Annotated in this window: 13 protein-coding genes and 1 pseudogene; 7 read left to right on the top strand and 7 right to left on the bottom strand. The window is 37.5% G+C overall.

All coding sequences use genetic code 11. The features are described 5' to 3' along the window. Nucleotides 1–61 precede the first annotated feature (61 nt). The gene (locus tag BM141_RS12780) at nt 62–2,323 is read right to left on the bottom strand and encodes a sensor histidine kinase (protein WP_091546012.1); all 2,262 of its coding nucleotides are present in this window, start codon (nt 2,321–2,323) and stop codon (nt 62–64) included. Between the two features lie 40 nt (nt 2,324–2,363). Further along, a complete protein-coding gene (locus tag BM141_RS12775; protein ID WP_091546009.1) occupies nt 2,364–4,130 on the bottom strand; it encodes an ABC transporter ATP-binding protein in 1,767 nt (588 codons plus the stop codon). A gap of 193 nt (nt 4,131–4,323) precedes the next feature. Between BM141_RS12775 and BM141_RS12770 the strand changes: the two genes are divergently transcribed. Beyond that, the gene (locus BM141_RS12770) at nt 4,324–4,989 is read left to right on the top strand and encodes a hypothetical protein (protein ID WP_091546006.1); all 666 of its coding nucleotides are present in this window, start codon (nt 4,324–4,326) and stop codon (nt 4,987–4,989) included. Between the two features lie 25 nt (nt 4,990–5,014). On the opposite strand, the gene BM141_RS12765 is transcribed toward BM141_RS12770, so the two are convergent. Then, the gene (locus BM141_RS12765) at nt 5,015–7,822 is read right to left on the bottom strand and encodes a DUF1553 domain-containing protein (protein ID WP_091546181.1); all 2,808 of its coding nucleotides are present in this window, start codon (nt 7,820–7,822) and stop codon (nt 5,015–5,017) included. Between the two features lie 251 nt (nt 7,823–8,073). Here BM141_RS12765 and BM141_RS12760 point away from each other — a divergent pair, with 251 nt between their 5' ends. Next, complete coding sequence (locus BM141_RS12760) at nt 8,074–8,673, top strand: peroxiredoxin-like family protein (RefSeq protein WP_091546003.1); 600 nt, start codon at nt 8,074–8,076, stop codon at nt 8,671–8,673. A gap of 10 nt (nt 8,674–8,683) precedes the next feature. Here BM141_RS12760 and galK read toward each other — a convergent pair whose 3' ends face one another. From galK to BM141_RS12745, 3 genes are all read right to left on the bottom strand, one after another. Then, complete coding sequence (gene galK / locus BM141_RS12755; RefSeq protein ID WP_091546000.1) at nt 8,684–9,844, bottom strand: galactokinase; 1,161 nt, start codon at nt 9,842–9,844, stop codon at nt 8,684–8,686. A 15-nt stretch (nt 9,845–9,859) separates the two neighbouring features. After that, on the bottom strand, nt 9,860–10,309 hold the full coding sequence (locus BM141_RS12750) for a hypothetical protein (protein WP_143090917.1): 450 nt from the start codon (nt 10,307–10,309) through the stop codon (nt 9,860–9,862). Nucleotides 10,310–10,511: 202 nt separating this feature from the next. Further along, a complete protein-coding gene (locus BM141_RS12745) occupies nt 10,512–11,009 on the bottom strand; it encodes a hypothetical protein (protein ID WP_091545993.1) in 498 nt (165 codons plus the stop codon). A gap of 149 nt (nt 11,010–11,158) precedes the next feature. On the opposite strand from BM141_RS12745, the gene BM141_RS12740 reads away from it, so the two are divergent. The 4 genes from BM141_RS12740 (at nt 11,159) to pdeM (ending at nt 17,126) form a co-directional block, all read left to right on the top strand. Next, complete coding sequence (locus tag BM141_RS12740) at nt 11,159–13,237, top strand: TonB-dependent receptor plug domain-containing protein (RefSeq protein ID WP_091545990.1); 2,079 nt, start codon at nt 11,159–11,161, stop codon at nt 13,235–13,237. Nucleotides 13,238–13,266: 29 nt separating this feature from the next. After that, nucleotides 13,267–15,696 carry a tetratricopeptide repeat protein gene (locus tag BM141_RS12735; protein WP_091545986.1) on the top strand — a complete coding sequence of 810 codons (2,430 nt, stop codon included), beginning with the start codon at nt 13,267–13,269 and terminating at the stop codon, nt 15,694–15,696. 99 nt (nt 15,697–15,795) lie between these two features. Further along, nucleotides 15,796–16,269, top strand: a complete 474-nt coding sequence (locus tag BM141_RS12730; protein ID WP_091545983.1) for a hypothetical protein — start codon at nt 15,796–15,798, stop codon at nt 16,267–16,269. A gap of 209 nt (nt 16,270–16,478) precedes the next feature. After that, on the top strand, nt 16,479–17,126 hold the full coding sequence (gene pdeM, locus BM141_RS12725; RefSeq protein ID WP_091545980.1) for a ligase-associated DNA damage response endonuclease PdeM: 648 nt from the start codon (nt 16,479–16,481) through the stop codon (nt 17,124–17,126). A 1-nt stretch (nt 17,127) separates the two neighbouring features. Here the strand turns inward: pdeM and BM141_RS12720 are convergent, their stop codons facing one another. After that, complete coding sequence (locus BM141_RS12720) at nt 17,128–18,804, bottom strand: N-acyl-D-amino-acid deacylase family protein (RefSeq protein ID WP_091545977.1); 1,677 nt, start codon at nt 18,802–18,804, stop codon at nt 17,128–17,130. Nucleotides 18,805–19,091: 287 nt separating this feature from the next. Here BM141_RS12720 and BM141_RS22960 point away from each other — a divergent pair. Continuing rightward, nucleotides 19,092–19,282: pseudogene (locus BM141_RS22960) on the top strand (IS982 family transposase); the annotation flags it as partial.

Genomic DNA, 19,282 nt, shown 5'->3' with positions numbered 1-19,282 from the left:
ACTAATTTGATTGTCTAAGAGAATGATTATGAAAGATTTAATTGTAACAGATTTCACTTAGCTAAGAAGGACGTCGGGGGAAAAAAACATAAAAAGTAGTTCCTTCGCCCAGTTTGCTTGTAATTTCTACCTTTCCTCCTAAGGTTTCCATTTGAGTCTTAATCAGGTAGAGTCCCAGCCCTTTCCCCTCCACATGGTCGTGGAAACGGCGATAGAGGGTAAAAATTTTCCCCTTGTTTGCCTCCAAGTCTATACCTAAGCCATTGTCAGCTACGCTTAGCACTACATAGTCGGTTTGTATTTCTGTTTTAATTTTGATATACGGTACTTTTTTAGGATTTCTGTATTTAATTGCATTACTAATCAAGTTATACAAAATACTCTCCACATAAGGACTAACCGATTGAATAGTATCAATTTGAGAAAAGTCTGCTTCCAATTGAGCTTTGCTATCATAAATTTGATTTTCTAATAGTCCTTTTACTTTTTCCAGTTTTTCACTAAACTTAATTACTTCTATGATTTGATTGATGCCTTTTTTAATATCTAAAATGATATTTAAGTCTTTAATCACTGTTTCCAATTCATGGGCTACTACTATCATTTTTTCCAAAACAAATTGGTTATCAGAGTTATTTAGATTTTTTGTATCTAAAATATTTGCTAAGCCTAAAATGCGAGCCACAGGAGAGCGAAGGTTGTGAGCTGTAATAAAAGCAAACTGCTCTAATTGATTATTTTGCTTAATGAGTTCGGCATTGGCTTTGGCAATTTGTTGGGTGCGTTCTTGGATTTGGGCTTCTAAGTTTTCATTATACTTTTTGAGCTGTTCGTGTTGTTCTTGTATTGTTTTTTGTGCTTGGGTAAGTTTAAAATAGGCTTTTTGTAGCACGGCTTCATTGGCTTTCATGCGGCGATTTTGCAAGAAAAGTTCTTGGTTTTGTTGTTCTATAACGCTTTTTTGCCTCTGCATCTCCTCCTGCTGTGCCAAGAGTTCTTCATTTTGCCTTAGTATTTCTTCTTGCCTGTTTTGCAAGTCTAAATTTCTTTCTTGTATCTGCTCCTCTAAATCTGATTGTTGCTGTTTTAGTTGCCGTTCGTTGGTTTGCAAAGAGTTGAGTAACAAACTTTGAGTCTTTATTTTTTCCTCTTCCAAAATTTTAATGCGATGCGCTAAGGCAAAAGAAAGCAATAGCATTTCCAAAGCAGCCCCTATTTGAAGTTGGTAATTGATGAAAAATGCAGCAGGGAAAATTCCTAAGTTGGACAAAATCATCCATACAGCAGTAAGCAAGAATACCCCCCATGCCAACAAATAGAACAAGGCTGGTTTAAATCCTTGCCGATATACTTGCGCTGCCCCATAAAAATACAAGGGAAAGATAAGCAATACTACAATGCTAAAAATAATGCGAAGTGTTTGCAAAGGCAGTATTTTGAAAATATCAAAAAACCAATAAGCAATAAAGAAAAAAGCAAATCCTTTGAAAGCCAAGTGCATACGAGGGGTGTATTTGGCTGTATGTAAAAAAGACATAGTAAACAAAGTAGCACTTACCGCCAACACCCCGATGGAGGTATAAGGGTAATGATAAAATCCAATATTTAATTTTTCGCTTAGTAGTAAAAAATAGCCCCAATGATAAACAGCATTCAAAATCAGCCCTATGCCAAAGAAAACATAGTACAAATAGCAAACTTCTCGTAAGCTAAAGTATAAGAATAAGTTATAGAGAATAGCAAAAGTAATGATACCAAAAAATAAGGCATCTATGCTTTGAAATTGGCTAACTTCTTTCCAGATAGCGTCTTTAGTCCCGATTTTCAAAGGCAAATAGATGCTATTAGTAGATGTAATTTTCAAATAATAAGTTAAAGGTTGGGAAGAAGGGCTAAGAGCAAAAACATAAGCAAAGGCAGTAGGCAAATCTCGTTGATTAAGAGGTAGATAGTAGCCTGTATTTTTAGTGGCAAATCGAGAGGAGGAGTCTTGGGAAATATAAAGAGTGAGAGAATCAATCGTAGCACTTTTGATAAAAAGGAAACACGGCTCTCCTGTTAGGTTTTTTACTGTAAACTTGCACCATATCGGATAGCTGACTATGCCAAAGTTAGGAATTGACCGTGAAGATTTAGTAAATTGTATTTCCCAATTTTTTTCTTTTACCTTTTCAATAGAAAAAACACTTTGTTTGTCCTCAAAAAAGTAGCATAAAGCATTTATGTCTATAGTTTGGTTTTTCTCCACAAGCACAATGGTTTCCTGTGCTGATGCACAAAAAGCCATGAGCATGGAGCATATCAAACCAAGCATTTTTTTCATATCAAAGCGTTGTCAGTTCTCCAAACATAAGTAAATCCTTTCAAACTAACAACTCTTTGTACTGCATTTGATAAAGTTGGGCATAAAATCCTTCGTGTTCCAATAGTTCTTCGTGAGTGCCTACTTCTTTGATTTCGCCCTTGTCCAAGACAATGATTTTGTCTGCTTTTTGAATAGTTGCCAAGCGATGAGCTATTACGATAGAGGTACGTCCTTTCATCATTTTTTCTATGGCATTTTGTATAAGCTCCTCTGTTTCAGAATCTACGGAAGAAGTTGCCTCGTCCAAAACAATAATAGCAGGGTCAAATACCATAGCCCTTACGAAGGAAATCAACTGTCTTTGCCCTACGGAAAGCGTAGCCCCTCTTTCCATGACGTTGTAGTCAAAGCCGTTAGGTAATCTATCTATAAACTCCCTTGCCCCTACCCACTCGGCTACTTGTATGACTTTTTCTCGGCTGATGTCCTTCCTTCCCAAAGTGATATTGTTCATAATAGTATCAGAAAAAAGAAAAACATCTTGCAAGACTACCCCAATTTTTGACCTAAGTGCCGAAAGTTCATACTCTCTAATATCTATACCGTCTATTTCTATATGTCCTTTATTGATTTCATAAAAACGACTGAGTAGATTGATAATAGAGGACTTACCAGAACCTGTTGCTCCTACCAAAGCTAAGTTTTGTCCTTTTTTTACCTCAAAAGAAATATCTTTTAACACATAATTCTCCTCTTCGTAAGCAAACCAAACATTTTTAAATTTCACATGACCGTTGAGATGCTCAGGTTGATAAGTGCCTGTATTCTGAATCTGGTCTTTGCTATCCAATAGTTTTAAAATTCGGTCTGCACTCACTATGCCCATTTGCAAGGTATTGAATCGGTCAGCTATCATACGTATAGGTCTGAAAAACAGAGAGATATACATGATAAAAGCTATCAATGTACCCAGAGTGGTATATTCTTGGAGTACGCCCTTGCCCCCATACCAAACCAACATACCCGTAGTGATAGCCGCAATTACCTCTGCTACAGGAAAATATACAGAGTAATACAGCACAGATTTGAGATTGGCGCGGAGGTGTTCTTTATTGATTTTCTTGAACTTTTCGTATTCAATATCCTCACTGTTAAATATTTGCACAATATTCATTCCTGTAATATGCTCCTGTACAAAAGAGTTCAGGTTCGCTACTGCGGCACGTACTTGATTGAAAGAATGTTTGACCTTTTCCTTGAAAATATAAGTAGCCACAAATAAAAGCGGGATAGAAGAAAGGCTCACCAAAGTAAGTTTCCAATCAGTGTAGAGCATGATGCCCAAGATAAATACAAGTTGGAGTAAATCTCCTACAATCGAGGCAAGCCCCTCAGTAAAAACACTTGATAGCGTTTCTACGTCAGAGATATTTCTTGTAACCAATCTCCCAATAGGCGTTTTGTCATAAAATTGGGTTTTCATGGTAGTAAGATGCTGGTAGAGCTTAATTCGAATATCTCTGATGACGTGCTGCCCAATCCATTCAGAAAGATATACCTGAACAAATTGGATAAGGGCTTGGATAGCAGTTACAGCTATAAGTATGCCGACCATCATTACTAAGCCGTCTTTATCTCCAGCCGCCACATAGTCGTCCATAGTGAGTTGAGTAAGCCAAGGACGAACAGGCGTAATAACACCTTGAAAAATAATGAGAAAAACTAAAAGGTAGAAAAGATGAATGTAGGGCTTGACAAAAACGAAAATCCTTTTAAGAATTTTACTATCAAAAATATTACCGCTTGCGGTTTCCTGCTGTGCCATGAATGAGTTATTTTTTATTAGCTACAAAGTTAAAACAAATAATTTTTCTATCACAGTGTAAACATAGTTCTTAGATTAACGTTTTGATATAATAATAAATTCACATTAAAATTGATTATCTCATTTTTTGATTGAAAGATATTGATACTTTTGTATTGATAAAGGATACTACCTCAGCATAAGCTAATAAACAATGGAACATAAAGGGAACGATGCCATGACTTTAACAGAATTAGAAACCAGTTTGTATGAGCATCTGAATCAATTTTTATCCAAAAGAAATTTTCACTTGATGCCTGAACTTTACCAGTTCCGCAAACCTACGGAAACAGGCTTTCAAAATATTATACTTACTTCTACACGCTACGAATCAGAACTTTGGGTAGAAGTAAACATAGGGGTACGCATAGATACCGTAGAAAATTTAGCCCAGCAGTTCTTAGATGTTACGCCTGAGTACCGCAAACATGCCAATACGCTTATTATTTCCATAGGAAAGCTAAGTGATACTAAATACTTACGCTATAAAATTGCTAATCAAGAAGATGTGTTTTTTACTGTGCAAGCCATCAAAGATTTTATGAAAGGTAGGGGATTTGATTTCTTAGAACACAACTCGCACATCAAGCATTTAGACTGCCTTTTTAATGATAAGCCCTACCAGCCCTTGAAATATGTTTATAACCAAATACATAGATGTTTTAAAGGGGCTATTATTGCTAAATACAACAATAACCCACAGTTTTTCAAACTTTTAGACCAGCATCAGCATCAATTGGAAAAACTCAGACCTGCCCCTCTCATCATGGAAAACTACATCAAGTTAGCAAATTATTTAGTGTATCTGTCTATTAATTAACCACTTAAAATCTGTGATTTCTCTTTTATTCCTTCATTATTACTTCATCTAAGTTCAGCAAGACGTTAGCGGTTACAGTCGTTGCGGCTAAAGCTGTCAGGTTTTTAAGACCTGACGGCTTTGCATCTTTGCCCACTATTTTCTTTACCTCATCAGGTTTTGCCTGATAATATTTCAAGGATTTTTCATAAAGCTCATGCAAAACTTTCAAAGTCTGTGCAGTAGGTTTTTTGAAAACTAAGAGTTCATATCCCTTTTTTAGTTGATTTTCAAGACCTTGCTCTTGGAGCATTTGCTTTGCTAAACCTCTTGCCGCAGCGATATATACCGTATCGTTGAGGGTTACTAAGGCTTGCAAAGGTGTATTTGTCCTGATTCGCCTTGATACACACACCTCTCTTGCCGAAGCATCAAAAGTCATCATAGAGGGGTAAGGTACTGACCGCCTCCAGAAGGTATAAATTCCTCTACGCCAAGCATCTCCGTCTTTGCTTGTTTCCCATTTTTCTCCACTATAAACTACCTGCCAAACCCCCTCAGGTTGTGGAGGCATGACGCTTTGTCCATACATTTTTTTGCTCAAAAGCCCACTTACCGCTAAGGCTTGGTCGCGTATCTGCTCAGCAGAAAGGCGTACTCTTGCCCCCCTTGCCAAATAGCGATTGTCAGGGTCTTTTTCTATCAAATTTTTGTTTGATTTGGAACTTTGTTGATAGGTAGCCGATAGCACGATAGTTTTCAAGAGTTTTTTTACACTCCATTTATACTCGTCGCGAAACTGCACCGCCAACCAATCCAAAAGTTTTTGATTAGTAGGCTTAATACCTTGCGAGCCAAAGTCTTCCAAAGTTTCTACGATGCCCGTCCCAAAAATCTGTTCCCAAAAACGATTGACCATCACTCTGGCGGTCAGTGGATTTTCCTGGCTTACGAGCCACTTTGCCAAGCCTAATCGATTAGGTGCGTAGTTTTCAAACTTGGGCAACGCTTTGGGCGTTTTGGGCTGCACTTCCTGTCCTTTGACCAACCAATTACCTCTAATAAAAACTTGTGTTTTTCGCCTGAAATCGCCCTGATTTTCCTGCATGATAGGTGTGTTTTCACTTTTGGTATTGAGCAAAGCCAAAATCTCTTGTTTTATTTTTGAGGCATCTGGCTTGCTCTCATCTATCAGATTATCAAGGAATAAAACCCATTCTATCAAGCAAACATAATCTTGTGGATTTTCAAAAGTAGGATTTTTAAATACGAAATAAAGGTCATGCTTGCCTTCGGTAGGTTTGAGTTTGACGGCAAACTTTTTCATTGACCACCAACTTTTGGTATTTTCAGGAACGAAAGAAGCGACAACTTCTCCGTCTAATCGGTCTTTGCGGATTTCTACTAAACCTTTATCTTGATTGGTTCCACAAGCCAAGAGAAGTTCTTTTTTACCTGATAAATCGATATTTTTGAGGCGTGCAAAGCCCAAATGCCCACCTCCTAAAATTTTTCCGTCCACCATTGCTGCATTGGTTAGGGTATCAAAGCTATGGGCATGGATTTTTGGCTCGCCTATTCTGAGCAAGTAATCTATTTCTTTGCTTTTTTGCTTGGCTTCGCTTTCTGTCAGTTGAGTAGCAATCCAATTTTTGATTTTTAAAATCTTTGCTTCTTCTTCTGGCTTAAAATGCTGATAAATAGGATACTCTGCGGGAATATCCTCATCTCTGGTATTATTAAAAAAAGCCAAAGAAGTATAAAATTCTTCATGTCGGAAAGGGTCGTAGGGGTGCGAATGACACTGCACGCAGCCCATAGTAATGCCCTGCCAGACTTCCCAAGTGTTGCTCACTCTATCTATCAAAGCGGTTGTTCTAAACTCCTCATCATCAGTCCCACCCTCATCATTGTTGGTTGTGTTGCGGTGATAAGCCGTTGCTATAAGTTGATTTTCAGTGGGTTCAGGTAATAAATCCCCTGCTAATTGCTCTATGGTAAACTGGTCAAAAGGTTTGTCCTCGTTAAAAGATTGGATTACATAATCTCTAAAACGCCAAATTTGGCGCGGGGTATCTTTCTCATAACCTTTAGAGTCGGCATAACGAGCTAAATCGAGCCACATTGCCGCCCAACGCTCTCCAAAATGAGGCGAAGCAAGCAGCCTATCTACTACTTTTTCATGCGCTTTTTCTGATTTATCATTTTGAAAATCAGCAACTTCTTCTAAGGTAGGTGGTAAGCCAATTAAATCTAAACTCAAGCGACGAATGAGAGTAGCCCTATCTGCTGGCGGAGAAGGAGAAAGACCATGCTCTTTCTGCTTTTCAAAAACAAAATTATCAATAGGATTTTTTCCCCAAGCAGTATCTATTTTTGGAATTTCTGGTTTTTCTAAGGGAAGATATGCCCAATGGTCTTTCCATTTTGCCCCTTGTCTAATCCATTGTCGTATTTTTTCTACTTCCTCTTTGCTCAAAGGTTCTGCATGATAGGGCATACGCTCCTCTGGGTCTTTAGCAAGCAAGCGTTTGACCATTTCACTCTCATCGGGTTTTCCTACGATAATAGCAGACTTGCCCGATTTGGTTTTCCGCAAAGCATCTTCACGAGAAAAAAGACTAAAACCGCCACTTTCCTTGACTCCTCCATGACAGGCGATGCACTTGGTATTAAAAATTGGGCGAATGTCGGCGTTGAAGTCTATCTCTTGAGATGAAGGAAAAATGGCATTGATAGGCGAGAAATCTAAGCCAAATGTAGCATTGGCATAATTACGCACCTCTGAAAAGTTAAATAAAGCAAGTACTACAATCAATAGAAGACCTATAAACGAAAGGAATATTTTTTTCATTTTCATCATTATTTATCCAATCAAATATAGATAAATAAAGCGATTTATTCAAAAAACTTCATTCCCCTTGTTTACCTTTTCAAAAAAAGGCAATAAACTTTTAAATTTTTAATGTGTATGTATGCTTTTTGAAAAAGGACGATGGATTTTCCGCCGTTCTTTTTTTGTTTTTTTATTCATGTTCTATTGTCCGCTAAAAGACATTGGGTAAGGGTATTTTTTTCAAACTTTGTTGAAAAATCTAAATTCTTATGAGAAAAATTGTATTACTCTTAGCCCTGCTTACTTCTTTTGCCTTTATTCCAACAAGCGATACTATTCCTGAAAAGCCAGAGGATATTAGCCCGTTGTTAGTTGGGGAAAAAATACCCACTAAGTACTTGACAGATGCAAGTGGACAAACTGTTGATTTACAAAGCACCATTAGCAAGCAAGCAACTATCTTGATTTTTTATCGTGGAGGCTGGTGCCCTTTCTGTATCAAACACTTAGCAAGTATTCAGACCATAGAAAAAGAACTGCTTGAATTGGGTTGGCAGATAGTTGCCGTAAGTCCTGATAGCCCTGAGAGCTTGAAAAACACCATAGAAAAGCAAAATTTATCTTTGCCATTATTTTCTGATGCTGATATGCGATTAGCTAAAAATATGGGCATTGCTTTTAAAAGTACTTATGGTAAAATGTTAATAGAAAAGTCTGGTGGGAAGAACACAGAGCCGTTGCTTCCTGTGCCTGCAGTATTTGCTGTAGATAAAAACGGTATTATTCGTTTTGAACATATCAATCCCGATTTCAAAGACCGCATACCTGCCGCTTTCTTACTTGCAGTAGCAAAGGCTTTGGCAAATTAGGAAAAACTCGTCAGCTAACAACACTTGTGCCATTCACTACATTTACAGCATATACTTTTAATTCTTTACTTGTGTAAGAAAAATATGCCTCTTTTATTTTCGCTGAAAATGCTTCTACACCTTGCTTTCTTACTAAGTTAATCGTGCAACCCCCAAAGCCACCGCCCATCATACGCGCACCTATGATATTGGAATCGTTTGCGGAAAACTCTGCTAAAAAATCTAATTCGATACAGCTTACTTCGTACTCGTACTGCAATCCATAGTGCGATTCAAACATTTTTTTACCTACTTGCAGTATGTCATTGTTTTGCAAGGCGTTACAAACATCTTGTACTCTTTCGTTTTCTTCTATCACGAACTTACACCTTTTCCATAGTGTAAAGGGCAATTTATCGCTATACTTGTCCAATATTGAAAAGTTTACATCTCTAAGGCTTTGTATGTGAGGCTCGTAGTAGCTTAGGATACTCACCCCTTCTTCGCATTGTTTACGCCGAGTATTATACTCAGAAGAAGCCAGAGAGTGATGCACACCCGTATCTAAAAGTAAAAGTTGATAATCTGTAAGTTGTAAAGGGAAATATTGGTAAGTCAAGTCTTTGCAATCCAAACGTATTACATGATTCTCTTTCCCAAAGGTATTGGCAAACTGGTCCATGATACCACACTTTACTCCAACAAATTCATTTTCAGCTTTTTGGGAGAGTTTTACTAAACTTAGTTTGTCCAATTCAAATCCAAAAATTTGATTGAGAGCCAATGCCAAACCACACTCCAAAGCGGCAGAGGAGGATAAACCTGCTCCTTTGGGAATATCTCCACCAAAAGCACAATCAAAGGTAGGCACTTCATAGCCAAGTGCTTGGATTTGAAGAACTACGCCTAAAAGGTAATTTGCCCATGCAAACTGCCCTTTTTGCTGACTAATCTGCTCAGGGGAGATTTCTACGTATTTATCTATGTCATGGGCAAAAAATCGGTACTTCCCTACGTGGTTAGGGGCAACGGCAAAAATAATTTCCTTATCTATGGCGGCAGGAAGCACATAGCCCAAATTGTAATCTGTATGCTCTCCAATGAGATTAATCCTTGCAGGAGAGCGAACTACGACAGGTTGCGAATGAAAATGTGATACAAACTTTCGTGTAATAACTGATATATTATCCATATACCTGTTTAAAAATTAATTATTTCTTTTAAATCCTATTGAAATGTAGCCACACAAGGGTTGTTTTCTTTCTTTATTGCGAAGTTCAAAATTAAAATAATACATTCCCGTTTTCTCACATTTAATAGTAAAGCCATCTTGGTAACGCAAGGTTACTTTATTATAAGATGATGCAACTACGTTTCCGTTGTTTATTAAATTTAAAATAATACCCTCATCGGTAATGCTTTTATCACCTCCGCTTACAGTAAACTTAACGCAATAGGTAGAGCCTTCGCTCATTACCAAAGCAGCCGTAGCGGGTTCTCCTGTTTTCTTAGTCATAGGAAATGTTTTGGCGTAGGTATATTCACGAGCGATTTTGGCAATAGATTTTTTCTGCAAGGTATCACATGATACGATTTGAGCAGAAGCATGAAAAGACAAAATTAGCAACAAAAACAATAGCAAATAGGGGTTACGCATAAGGCATTTTTAAGATTTAGAATAATTTTAGATGGAATTGATTTTATCTACATTAAACTTTGCAAAAATGTTCGCTTTTTTATGATATGCTTTACTACGTTCATGTAATAATCTACTCTCAATAAAGTAAAAATACTTATAAATTTAGCGATTATGCGTATAATTTGATAGTAAATATTTTAAAAGTTTTGTAATCTGATTACTATCTTTGATAAGTGAGCTTACTTAGAAAGACGATTCCTTGCCGAGTGTCGCTATAATTCACTTTCATTTCCTTAGCACTCAACTCTGTAATGCGATAAGCACGAGGAGTAATTTTAGCTTCTGCATTGTAGGTAAGTACAAAAGTTGCCGCTTCCTGCCTAAAAGTATAGACCCCTGTCCACGTCTTGTTTGCAATGCTTTGATAGCAGTTACTTGTTTCTGCAAATTGGCTATCAGCTTGCAAATCTAAGATAGCATTTTGCGAACAAAAACCCGTAGTATCTACAGCTAAGAGAAAGTTAGTTCTGTCAAAAATATCAGTAATGACGATAGCCCCTCCTCCTATATCTGCCGACCCTGCTACTAATTTCCACTTGCCTACCAAGTCCCCCGCATTGAATATGGGTATTGGAGGAGCTGGGTCTTTAGGCGTATTGCAGGAAAGCAAGCCTAAAAAACAAATAGAAATAAAATAAGTAATATTTTTTTTATTCATAAGAATATTTTGAATAGTTTTTGCTATATAGTAAAAAAAAATAACTTAATTGCTAAGTCAAAGTTAATCCCTCCTTAACTTATTTATTACAAGCAAAAATAGAGCTAAACGTGCAATAATTAAAACATTAAAACAATTTTATAAAATTGATGAAATCAGTATTTTCAATCATAAACTTACATTTGTATAATATTGCTTTTCATCTACCCGAAAAGAAGAAATCCTATATTATCTTTTTAGTTTGCCTTCTTTTGCAACCTATCAATACATTTGCTCAATTAGATACTACCAAAGTTTTAAATTTTTATAAATCCAATATAGAAGAAACAACTAATCTCCCTCGACTCAATAAATCAGAACCCAGCGTATCTGTAGCAGGCTTTACTCAGACTACGCTCAGAGAATCGCCAAGTATTGTTACTTTAATTACAGGCGAAGAGATACGAGCAATGGGAGCAAAAGATATTTTAGATGTCTTGCGCTTAGTTCCTGGTTTTGATATTGCTTTTGATGTACAGCCCGCAATTATGGTCAGGGGAAACGGTGGTAGCGAGGCAAAAATTCTCTTACAAATAGACGGACAAAACCTCAATGATATTAGCTTTGGCTACAGCTATATAGGACAGCGTATTCCACTTCAAACGATTGACCGCATAGAAATCATACGCGGCGCAGGCTCGGCGATATATGGAGGCATGGCAGGGCTGGCTGTAATAAATATTATCACTAAGAAAGTAAAAGCAGGGCAAGTATTAGGGGCTTCGGCTCAGATTGGCGTAACACAAAATGGCTTGATGCGAGATAATTTGGAATTTTGGGCTTTGCAAAAATACAATAATGGCATAGAGTTTAGCTTAATCGCAGGTAGAAATAATGGAAAAATGACTGATGTAAACTACGTAGGAGGGTTGCAAAATAATTTTGTGGACAACCAACGTTTTTCTGCTATTACTTCTGATATGATTAATTTCAATTTTAGCTATAAGAAGCTATCTATCAATATTTTATACAATAATTATGATAATCGCCTTCCTCATTTGGGAGATGCCAAGCTAAATATTAAGGGACTTTGGAGTACACTTAATTATAGGATAGATATTTCCGATAAAATGGTTTTGCATACCAACGTAAATGTAAAACAACAAAACCCCTACAATTTTACAGATATTCCTGATAGACCTATTACCGCAGGAGGAGGGAAACTTTTTGTGTTAGAAAAGTCTAACACAGAAGACAGGCGTTTGGCAGCCCGTTCTTATCTGTTATATCAGTTTTTACCCAAAGTAACCCTCATAGGTGGAATAGAAACTTTTTTAGACGATTCTAAGTATCAGGCAGATAGAGTTTTCGGTGACGGAAGACGGCGCGTAAGCTACTCGAATTTGGGGGCTTTTGCAGAGGCAAATATCCAATCCAAGTTTGCTAACCTTACCGTAGGGGCAAGAGTAGATAAATACACTAACATTAAGCCCGTTATCGTGCCTCGTTTGGCGATTACGAAGGCATTTGAGAAAGTTCATTTTAAGGCTCTTTACAACGAGGCTTTTAAAACTCCTACCATTCAGAATATACAATTTGCAGTTAATCAGTCTATTCAGCCTGAGAGGTTTCAACTGATAGAATTTGAAGTAGGTTACAAACTTTTCAATGATTTGCAACTCAATGCTAACATTTACAATATCCTCATCAAGGATTTTATAGTGCGCGAAGATATTATTACAGGCGACGTACAGTACAAAAATATCGGCAACTCAGGTACGCAAGGCATAGAGGTAGAGGCTCGCTATCGCAAAAAGTGGGGATATATCAATTTTGGCTATGCTTTTTATAGGGTTTCTGAAACTCAACCCAACCAAAAATTACCTTTGGTAAGCCAAGTTTTCTCTGGAACTCCCGCTCAAAAAGCAACTTTGCAGGCAAGTTTTCAGGTAAGCCCTATGATTTCTTTAAGTCCTACTATTCTTTATACTACCAATAAATTCAAAATTGCTTCTATCTTATTTAACCCCACAGACTCTAAAGAATATGCCCCCGAAACGTTGATTAATTTTAATATAAACTTCAAAAATTTTCTTGTGAAAAACCTGACTTTGAGTGTAGGTGGATACAATTTATTAAACCAAGCACATTGGTACGTGCCTTGGAAAATAGATTTCAGTAGCGAGATAGAACTGCCCGCACAAAGCAGAGAATTTTTACTACGACTAATGTATGAATTTAGCAATTAGGCTATCACTTATGACTTGATTTTTATCCGATGAAAAAATATTATTATATATCGCTTTTACTCTTTGGTTTGCTTTTTTTGCTTGTTCATATTACGCATGGGCAGGCTATAGAAGTGTTACTAAATAAGTTAGACACCGAAAAAGACTTACCCAAGCGAAGCGAACTCATGTATCAAATCGCTAATGAATACCAACAACAAGGAGCATACAAAAAGGCAGTAGAATACTATGAAAAATCTTTAGAAACCTATAAAGGAACTGCTGATGAGGTCTTAGCTAAAAAACGTAAGATTGTGCAAAGCCATGTTTCTTTGAAAGCATACAAAGAGGCTATCCACATCAATGAAGAATTATTGGAATACTACCGCACTCATGCTCGCGAAGAGGAGGTCATTGGGCTTTTGAATGAAAACTCTGAATACTGCCAATATGAAAATCTTTATGATAAAGCATTGATTTATAATGCCGAACTGCTAAAAATCTATGAAAAAAGAAATGACTTAGCGGGCTTAAATCAAGTATATAACAATCTTGGAATCATTTATCGCAGGCAAGGCAGCTCGCAAAAATCAGTGGAAAGTTTTAGCAAGGCGATAGAAGTGAACAAAACTATGCTTAAAGAAAAAAAGTCGACCAATCAAATAGATGCTTTTCTACAAATAAATGCAGGAGTTACCTATCTACAGCTAAAAGACTACAAAAAAGCTAATTATTACTTTGAAGAAGCCATAAAAGTAGCAGATAATCACAGAGATATGCAATCGCAGGCGGCGGCTTATAACTACGGTGCTATGTCCCATTACCTCAGCGATGAGAATGGTTTAGCTATTACTTACGCCTCCAAGTCTTTGTCCATTGCAGAAGAAAACAAAGACTATGACAACCTACTTACTGCTTACCAGATTTTATCCCAAATTTACCAAAGTGAGGAAAACTACAAAGAAGCCCAAAGCTACCAATCCAAATACCAAGAACTCAAGGCGAGATTAGAAAAACAAAAGCAGCAAGCTATCCAAGAGGCGTTGGAAAAGGAAATTGCGGTGGAGCGAAAAGAAAGCGAGTTGAAAAGCCTCATTGCAGAGAAAGACCGCCAAGAAGCCGCCCTGAGGCAGTCAGAATTGGAGCGTCAAAAACAAGAGCAAGAACTCAAGCTCCGTGAAAATGAATTAGTTTTGCTCAGAAGGAATCAGGAACTCCAAGCTGTTAGGCTCAAAGCCCAAGAAGCGGAAAAGCAACGCATAGAGCAACTCTTAGAACTTACTAAGCAAAAAGCGGAAACAGAACGCCAAAGGCTGTTAGCCGAAGCCCAAGCCCAAGAAGCCGAGCAGCAAAGACTGATAGCACGCCAAAAGCAGATAGAAAGCAACGCTAAAAGTAGGGACTTGCTCATGGCGAGAGCGCAGCAAAAACTTCAAATAGAGAAGTTTGAGCAGGAAAAATATATTCGCTATTTAGGAATAGGGGTAATTATCTTAGTATTAGGCATTTTATTCTTCGTTTACAGGGGTTTAAGAATTACTAAAAAGCTAAACAACCAACTTTCTGAGAAAAACCAAGAAATAGAAAGAGCCAATATTAGTTTAAAAGAAAAGCAAGAGGAAATTAACGTGCAAAATGAAGAGTTACAACAAAGTCAGGAGGAGGTAGTTGCACAGCGAGATGCTCTGGAGCAGGCAAATAAGAAATTAGAAAAAAATAATCAGGATATAAAGGATTCCATTACTTATGCAAGCCGTATTCAGGAAGCAGTACTGCCAAGCACAGCGACTTTTCAAAGCAAATTGCCTCATAGCTTTGTGCTTTACAAGCCGCGAGATATTGTTTCAGGAGATTTTTACTGGATAGAAAAAGCAGAAAATAAAATTATTTTAGTGGTAGCAGACTGCACGGGGCATGGTGTACCGGGTGCTTTTATGAGCATGCTGGGCAGTGCAGGGATTTCAGAAATCGTATTCCAAAAGCATATTATAGAACCCAACGAGATTCTTAATGCCTTACACCTTTATATCCGACAATACCTCAAACAAGACGAGAACCAAGGCAGAGATGGCATGGACGTAGCCATAGTAACTATAGACCAAGAGGCAAAAACTCTTACTTATGCAGGCGCCAAAAACCCTATTGCTTACATACAAAATAATGAGTTACAACTAATTAAAGGGGATAAAATGCCCATAGGAGGCGAACAGAGAGAAATCAATCGCCTTTTTACAAAGCATACTATCCCTATTGATGTACCTACTACCTTTTATCTATTCTCTGATGGCTACCAAGACCAGTTTGGTGGGAAAGATAGCAAAAAGTTTTCCAGTGCAAAAATGCGGGACTTACTTTTTCAAGTACATCAAGAAGACATGAGGCAGCAGAAATTGACTTTACAATATACCATAGAAAAATGGATAGAAGATGGGAGAGAAAATCAATTAGATGATATTTTGGTAGTGGGCGTAAGATTATAAATCATATAAATCTTGCAAAATATCTATACTTTTACTATTATTGTTGATTAATAAAAAAAGTAATCATATTATATCTTTTTAATTTAACTACTCAAAAAAATGAAAAACAACGGTTTAAAACTATTATTGCTAATGCTTGCAAGCCTAATCATCATACAAGGATGTAAAAAAGAAGGAGCAAGTCCCCAAGATACTGCCAGAGATAATATTTCTCGCACTTGGAGAGTCGACCCCGCTTCTATTACTATCAATGGGCTTCCTATCGCTACACTTTTGGCACAAGTGCCTCCTGCCGCAAGACCAGACTTTACCAGACTTCGCATGACTCTCGAGAAAAGTGGTACTTATAAGGTAGAAGGGGTAGATTTAGCAGGTATCGCACCCTCTGGCACTTGGGCTTTTGATGGTTCTCGTACTGACCGCATTATTTTGAACCCAGGAAATGTAGCAGCAGACATCAGCAACTTGACAAGTACTACCATGACTATCAACTATCCTTTCCCAACTGCAGGGACAATTTACGCACCTTTGGGGGCGACTGCTTCTGTAAGAGCTAACTTAGTTTCTCCATAGAGATTGCCTCTTTACATTTGATTAATTTCAACAATAGAATTCTTGCGAAAGTACCTATTTCCCCTCTCAGAAAGAGAGGGGGCAGAAGTGAGGCGAAAAAAACACTTTTGCAAGAAGTCTAATTTCTGTAGAACAAACGTTAAAGCGAAAGATACTTCCTAAGAGCATCTTTCGCTTTCCAATTTATAATCAAAACGACAACAAATTACATGGAATATACGGTAAAGCAACAAAGGCTAATCTTATTAGCAGAAAAAGCTATTTGGTGGGCAGAGGAGAAAATGCTTTTAGTCGCTGATATTCACTTAGGAAAAGTAGGACATTTTCGCCAAGCAGGAATTCCTGTCCCTACAAAAATACATCATACTGATTTACATATACTTAGTTCGCTTATTCAACAATACTGCCCGCATAGTTTAACTATTTTAGGAGATTTGTTTCATAGCAAGCTAAACAATGAATGGCTACTATTTGAGGAGTGGTGTGAGAGTCATAAAAACTTGGAAATCAACCTCATCAAAGGAAATCACGATATTATTCCTATCCATTTATTTGAAAGTCAGCGCATCAAAGTTTTTCCCACAACTTGGGAAAAATCGCCTTTTATCTTTTCTCATATTCCCTTAAATATAAATGATTTAGACGGAAGTCTATACAACCTTTGTGGACACTTGCACCCCGCTGTTACGCTGAACGGCAAAGGGAAGCAATCTCTGCGACTACCTTGCTTTTATTTTGGTAAAAAACAAGGCTTCCTTCCTGCCTTTGGACAGTTTACAGGCATGGCAAATATTACAGCAAGACAAGGAGATACTATTTTTGCCATTGTCAATGAAAAAGTAGTACAAATAGGATAAATTACTTTTCTCGCTTGACAAATCTGCCCGGTTTTGCTCCCGTATGCTCGCCATCTTTGAGTACTTGTACGCCATTTACAAAAACATGAACCATGCCTGTAGCGTATCGGTGAGGTTTCTCAAAGGTAGCGTGGTCTTGAATCTTATCTGCATCAAATATCACAATATCAGCAAAATAGCCTTCTTTAAGCAAAGCTCTTTTCTTGATTCTTAGTTTTTCAGCGGAAAGTGAAGTCAATTTTCTAATAGCCTCCTCCAAAGGGATAATTTTTTCCTCTCTTACATATTTCCCTAAGAGCCTTGCTACATTCCCATAAGCCCTTGGGTGCGGGTTATACTTCAAAAAGCTACCTTCGGGGGCTAAACTCTCTGCATCAGAACCAAAACTCATGTAAGGTAAAGCAATCTGCTTTCTTACGTTTTCCTCTGACATCATAAAATAAGCCGTCCCTACTCTACTGCCGTCCTGTACTACCAAATCTATGGCGGTTTCCTCTGGAGATTTTCCTCGGATTTTAGCCACTTCTGCTAAAGTTTTCCCTGTCAAATACTTCAAGGAGTCATTTTTAAAACCTATTAGCAATACGTTCTCAGGAGAACCCGCTCCGAGGTACAAGTTTTCCCATTGGTTAGTAGGGGTCTTCATCTCTTGGATTACTTTTTTGCGAATTTCAGGCTTCTGCAAGCGTTCTGCCCATTTTTCGTAACCTCCCTCTTGTACCCAAGGCGGCATAGCAGCATCTAAACCTGTCGCCCCAGCAATATAGGTGTACATGTCTGTACTGATTTCTAAACCAGCTTTGCGTGCCGAGTCTATTTTTGCAATCACCTTATCTATCTTATGCCAATTTTCTTTGCCCGCTGCCTTTAAGTGATAAATTTCTGCCCTGATTCCCGCTTCTTTGGCGATAGTCAAGAGTTCATCAACAGCTTTTTCAAAACTATTCCCTTCGCTACGCAAGTGAGAAATATACAAGCCATCATACTCCGCAGCTACCTTGCAAAGTGCTATCAACTCATCAGTTTTAGCATAAAAGGCAGGTGCATAAATCAAAGAAGAACCTACCCCTAATGCTCCTTCTTCCATAGCTTGACGTACTAAGTCTTGCATTTTTTTGAGTTCCTCCTCAGTGGGTTTTCGGTCTTGGTAGCCCAAAACATGGATTCTTGCAGTAGTAGCTCCCATGAAAGAAGCCACATTACAAGCAACTCCTTTTTTTTCCAAAAATGTAAGATATTCTCCTAAGGTAGTCCATTGGTTTTCGTATTTGAAATCTCCCCCTTCTTTTCTATACTCTTCCTTCATTTTCTCACTCAGCGGTCCCATAGAAGTCCCCTCTCCAAAAACTTCTAAAGTAACGCCTTGTCTTATATCGCTTTGCGAATTACCGTCTATGAGCAAAGACTCCGTAGCCCAGCTAAGCATATTGATAAAACCCGGTGCTACTGCCAATCCCTTGGCATCTATTTCTTTCTTGCCTTTGAATTGGCTCAAATCACCTATGAAAGCAATGGTGTCTGCATTGATTCCAATGTCTGTCTTTACAGCAGACTTCCCACTGCCATCGTAAACCATTCCATTGCGAATAATGAGGTCATATTCTTGCTGAGGCAAACTGCACCCCCAAAGTAAGCCAAAAGCAAGTAATAAGTTTAAACCTATAATTTTTATCTTCATAATCAATTAGTTGTATGTAAGCAGCTTGTTAAGTTACTTGCTAAAATACAAGATAATTAGGAAAAACCAAGCAATTAGGAAAATCAATTTGAACAAGAAAGCATTTGAAGTCCTAATTTCTGCTCGTAGGAAAATAATTTAGCCAAAATCTTTGAAAGTAGCGGGGAAAACCCTTAAAATAACGTGAGTTATTGAGGTAATTGCTTAAAAGTCAATTTTTTATGATAAAAAATGTTCAATATTAATAAATATAGTATATTTGAAAATTACACTAATCAAAGAATACTATGTACTTAATATTGAACACAACAAAACTAATAGAAATTTACATTACTTGTGATGACTTTGCTAAAAAATTTGAACAGTATCAATTAAGTCAAGGACAAGTTGTACCACAAGAAAAAATGTCTTGTTCAGAAATCATGGCAATTGTGATTTATTATCATATATCAGGCATGAAATGTTTCAAATATTACTA

It is taken from the genome of Thermoflexibacter ruber (genome assembly GCF_900113045.1).
In the GTDB taxonomy this organism is placed as follows: Bacteria; Bacteroidota; Bacteroidia; order Cytophagales; family Thermoflexibacteraceae; genus Thermoflexibacter; species Thermoflexibacter ruber.
Note: the sequence above shows the minus strand (reverse complement) of the source record. Positions and strands in the feature narration are given on the sequence as shown.

What these genes read in the sequence shown, in the direction of transcription:
- BM141_RS12740 (WP_091545990.1), top strand. Translation starts at nt 11,159, where the DNA reads ATGAAATCAGTATTTTCAATCATAAACTTACATTTGTATAATATTGCT.
- BM141_RS12730 (WP_091545983.1), top strand. Translation starts at nt 15,796, where the DNA reads ATGAAAAACAACGGTTTAAAACTATTATTGCTAATGCTTGCAAGCCTA.
- BM141_RS12780 (WP_091546012.1), bottom strand. Translation starts at nt 2,323, where the DNA reads ATGAAAAAAATGCTTGGTTTGATATGCTCCATGCTCATGGCTTTTTGT.
- BM141_RS12765 (WP_091546181.1), bottom strand. Translation starts at nt 7,822, where the DNA reads ATGAAAAAAATATTCCTTTCGTTTATAGGTCTTCTATTGATTGTAGTA.
- BM141_RS12775 (WP_091546009.1), bottom strand. Translation starts at nt 4,130, where the DNA reads ATGGCACAGCAGGAAACCGCAAGCGGTAATATTTTTGATAGTAAAATT.
- BM141_RS12735 (WP_091545986.1), top strand. Translation starts at nt 13,267, where the DNA reads ATGAAAAAATATTATTATATATCGCTTTTACTCTTTGGTTTGCTTTTT.
- BM141_RS12770 (WP_091546006.1), top strand. Translation starts at nt 4,324, where the DNA reads ATGGAACATAAAGGGAACGATGCCATGACTTTAACAGAATTAGAAACC.
- BM141_RS12720 (WP_091545977.1), bottom strand. Translation starts at nt 18,804, where the DNA reads ATGAAGATAAAAATTATAGGTTTAAACTTATTACTTGCTTTTGGCTTA.
- pdeM (WP_091545980.1), top strand. Translation starts at nt 16,479, where the DNA reads ATGGAATATACGGTAAAGCAACAAAGGCTAATCTTATTAGCAGAAAAA.
- BM141_RS12745 (WP_091545993.1), bottom strand. Translation starts at nt 11,009, where the DNA reads ATGAATAAAAAAAATATTACTTATTTTATTTCTATTTGTTTTTTAGGC.
- BM141_RS12760 (WP_091546003.1), top strand. Translation starts at nt 8,074, where the DNA reads ATGAGAAAAATTGTATTACTCTTAGCCCTGCTTACTTCTTTTGCCTTT.
- BM141_RS12750 (WP_143090917.1), bottom strand. Translation starts at nt 10,309, where the DNA reads ATGCGTAACCCCTATTTGCTATTGTTTTTGTTGCTAATTTTGTCTTTT.
- galK (WP_091546000.1), bottom strand. Translation starts at nt 9,844, where the DNA reads ATGGATAATATATCAGTTATTACACGAAAGTTTGTATCACATTTTCAT.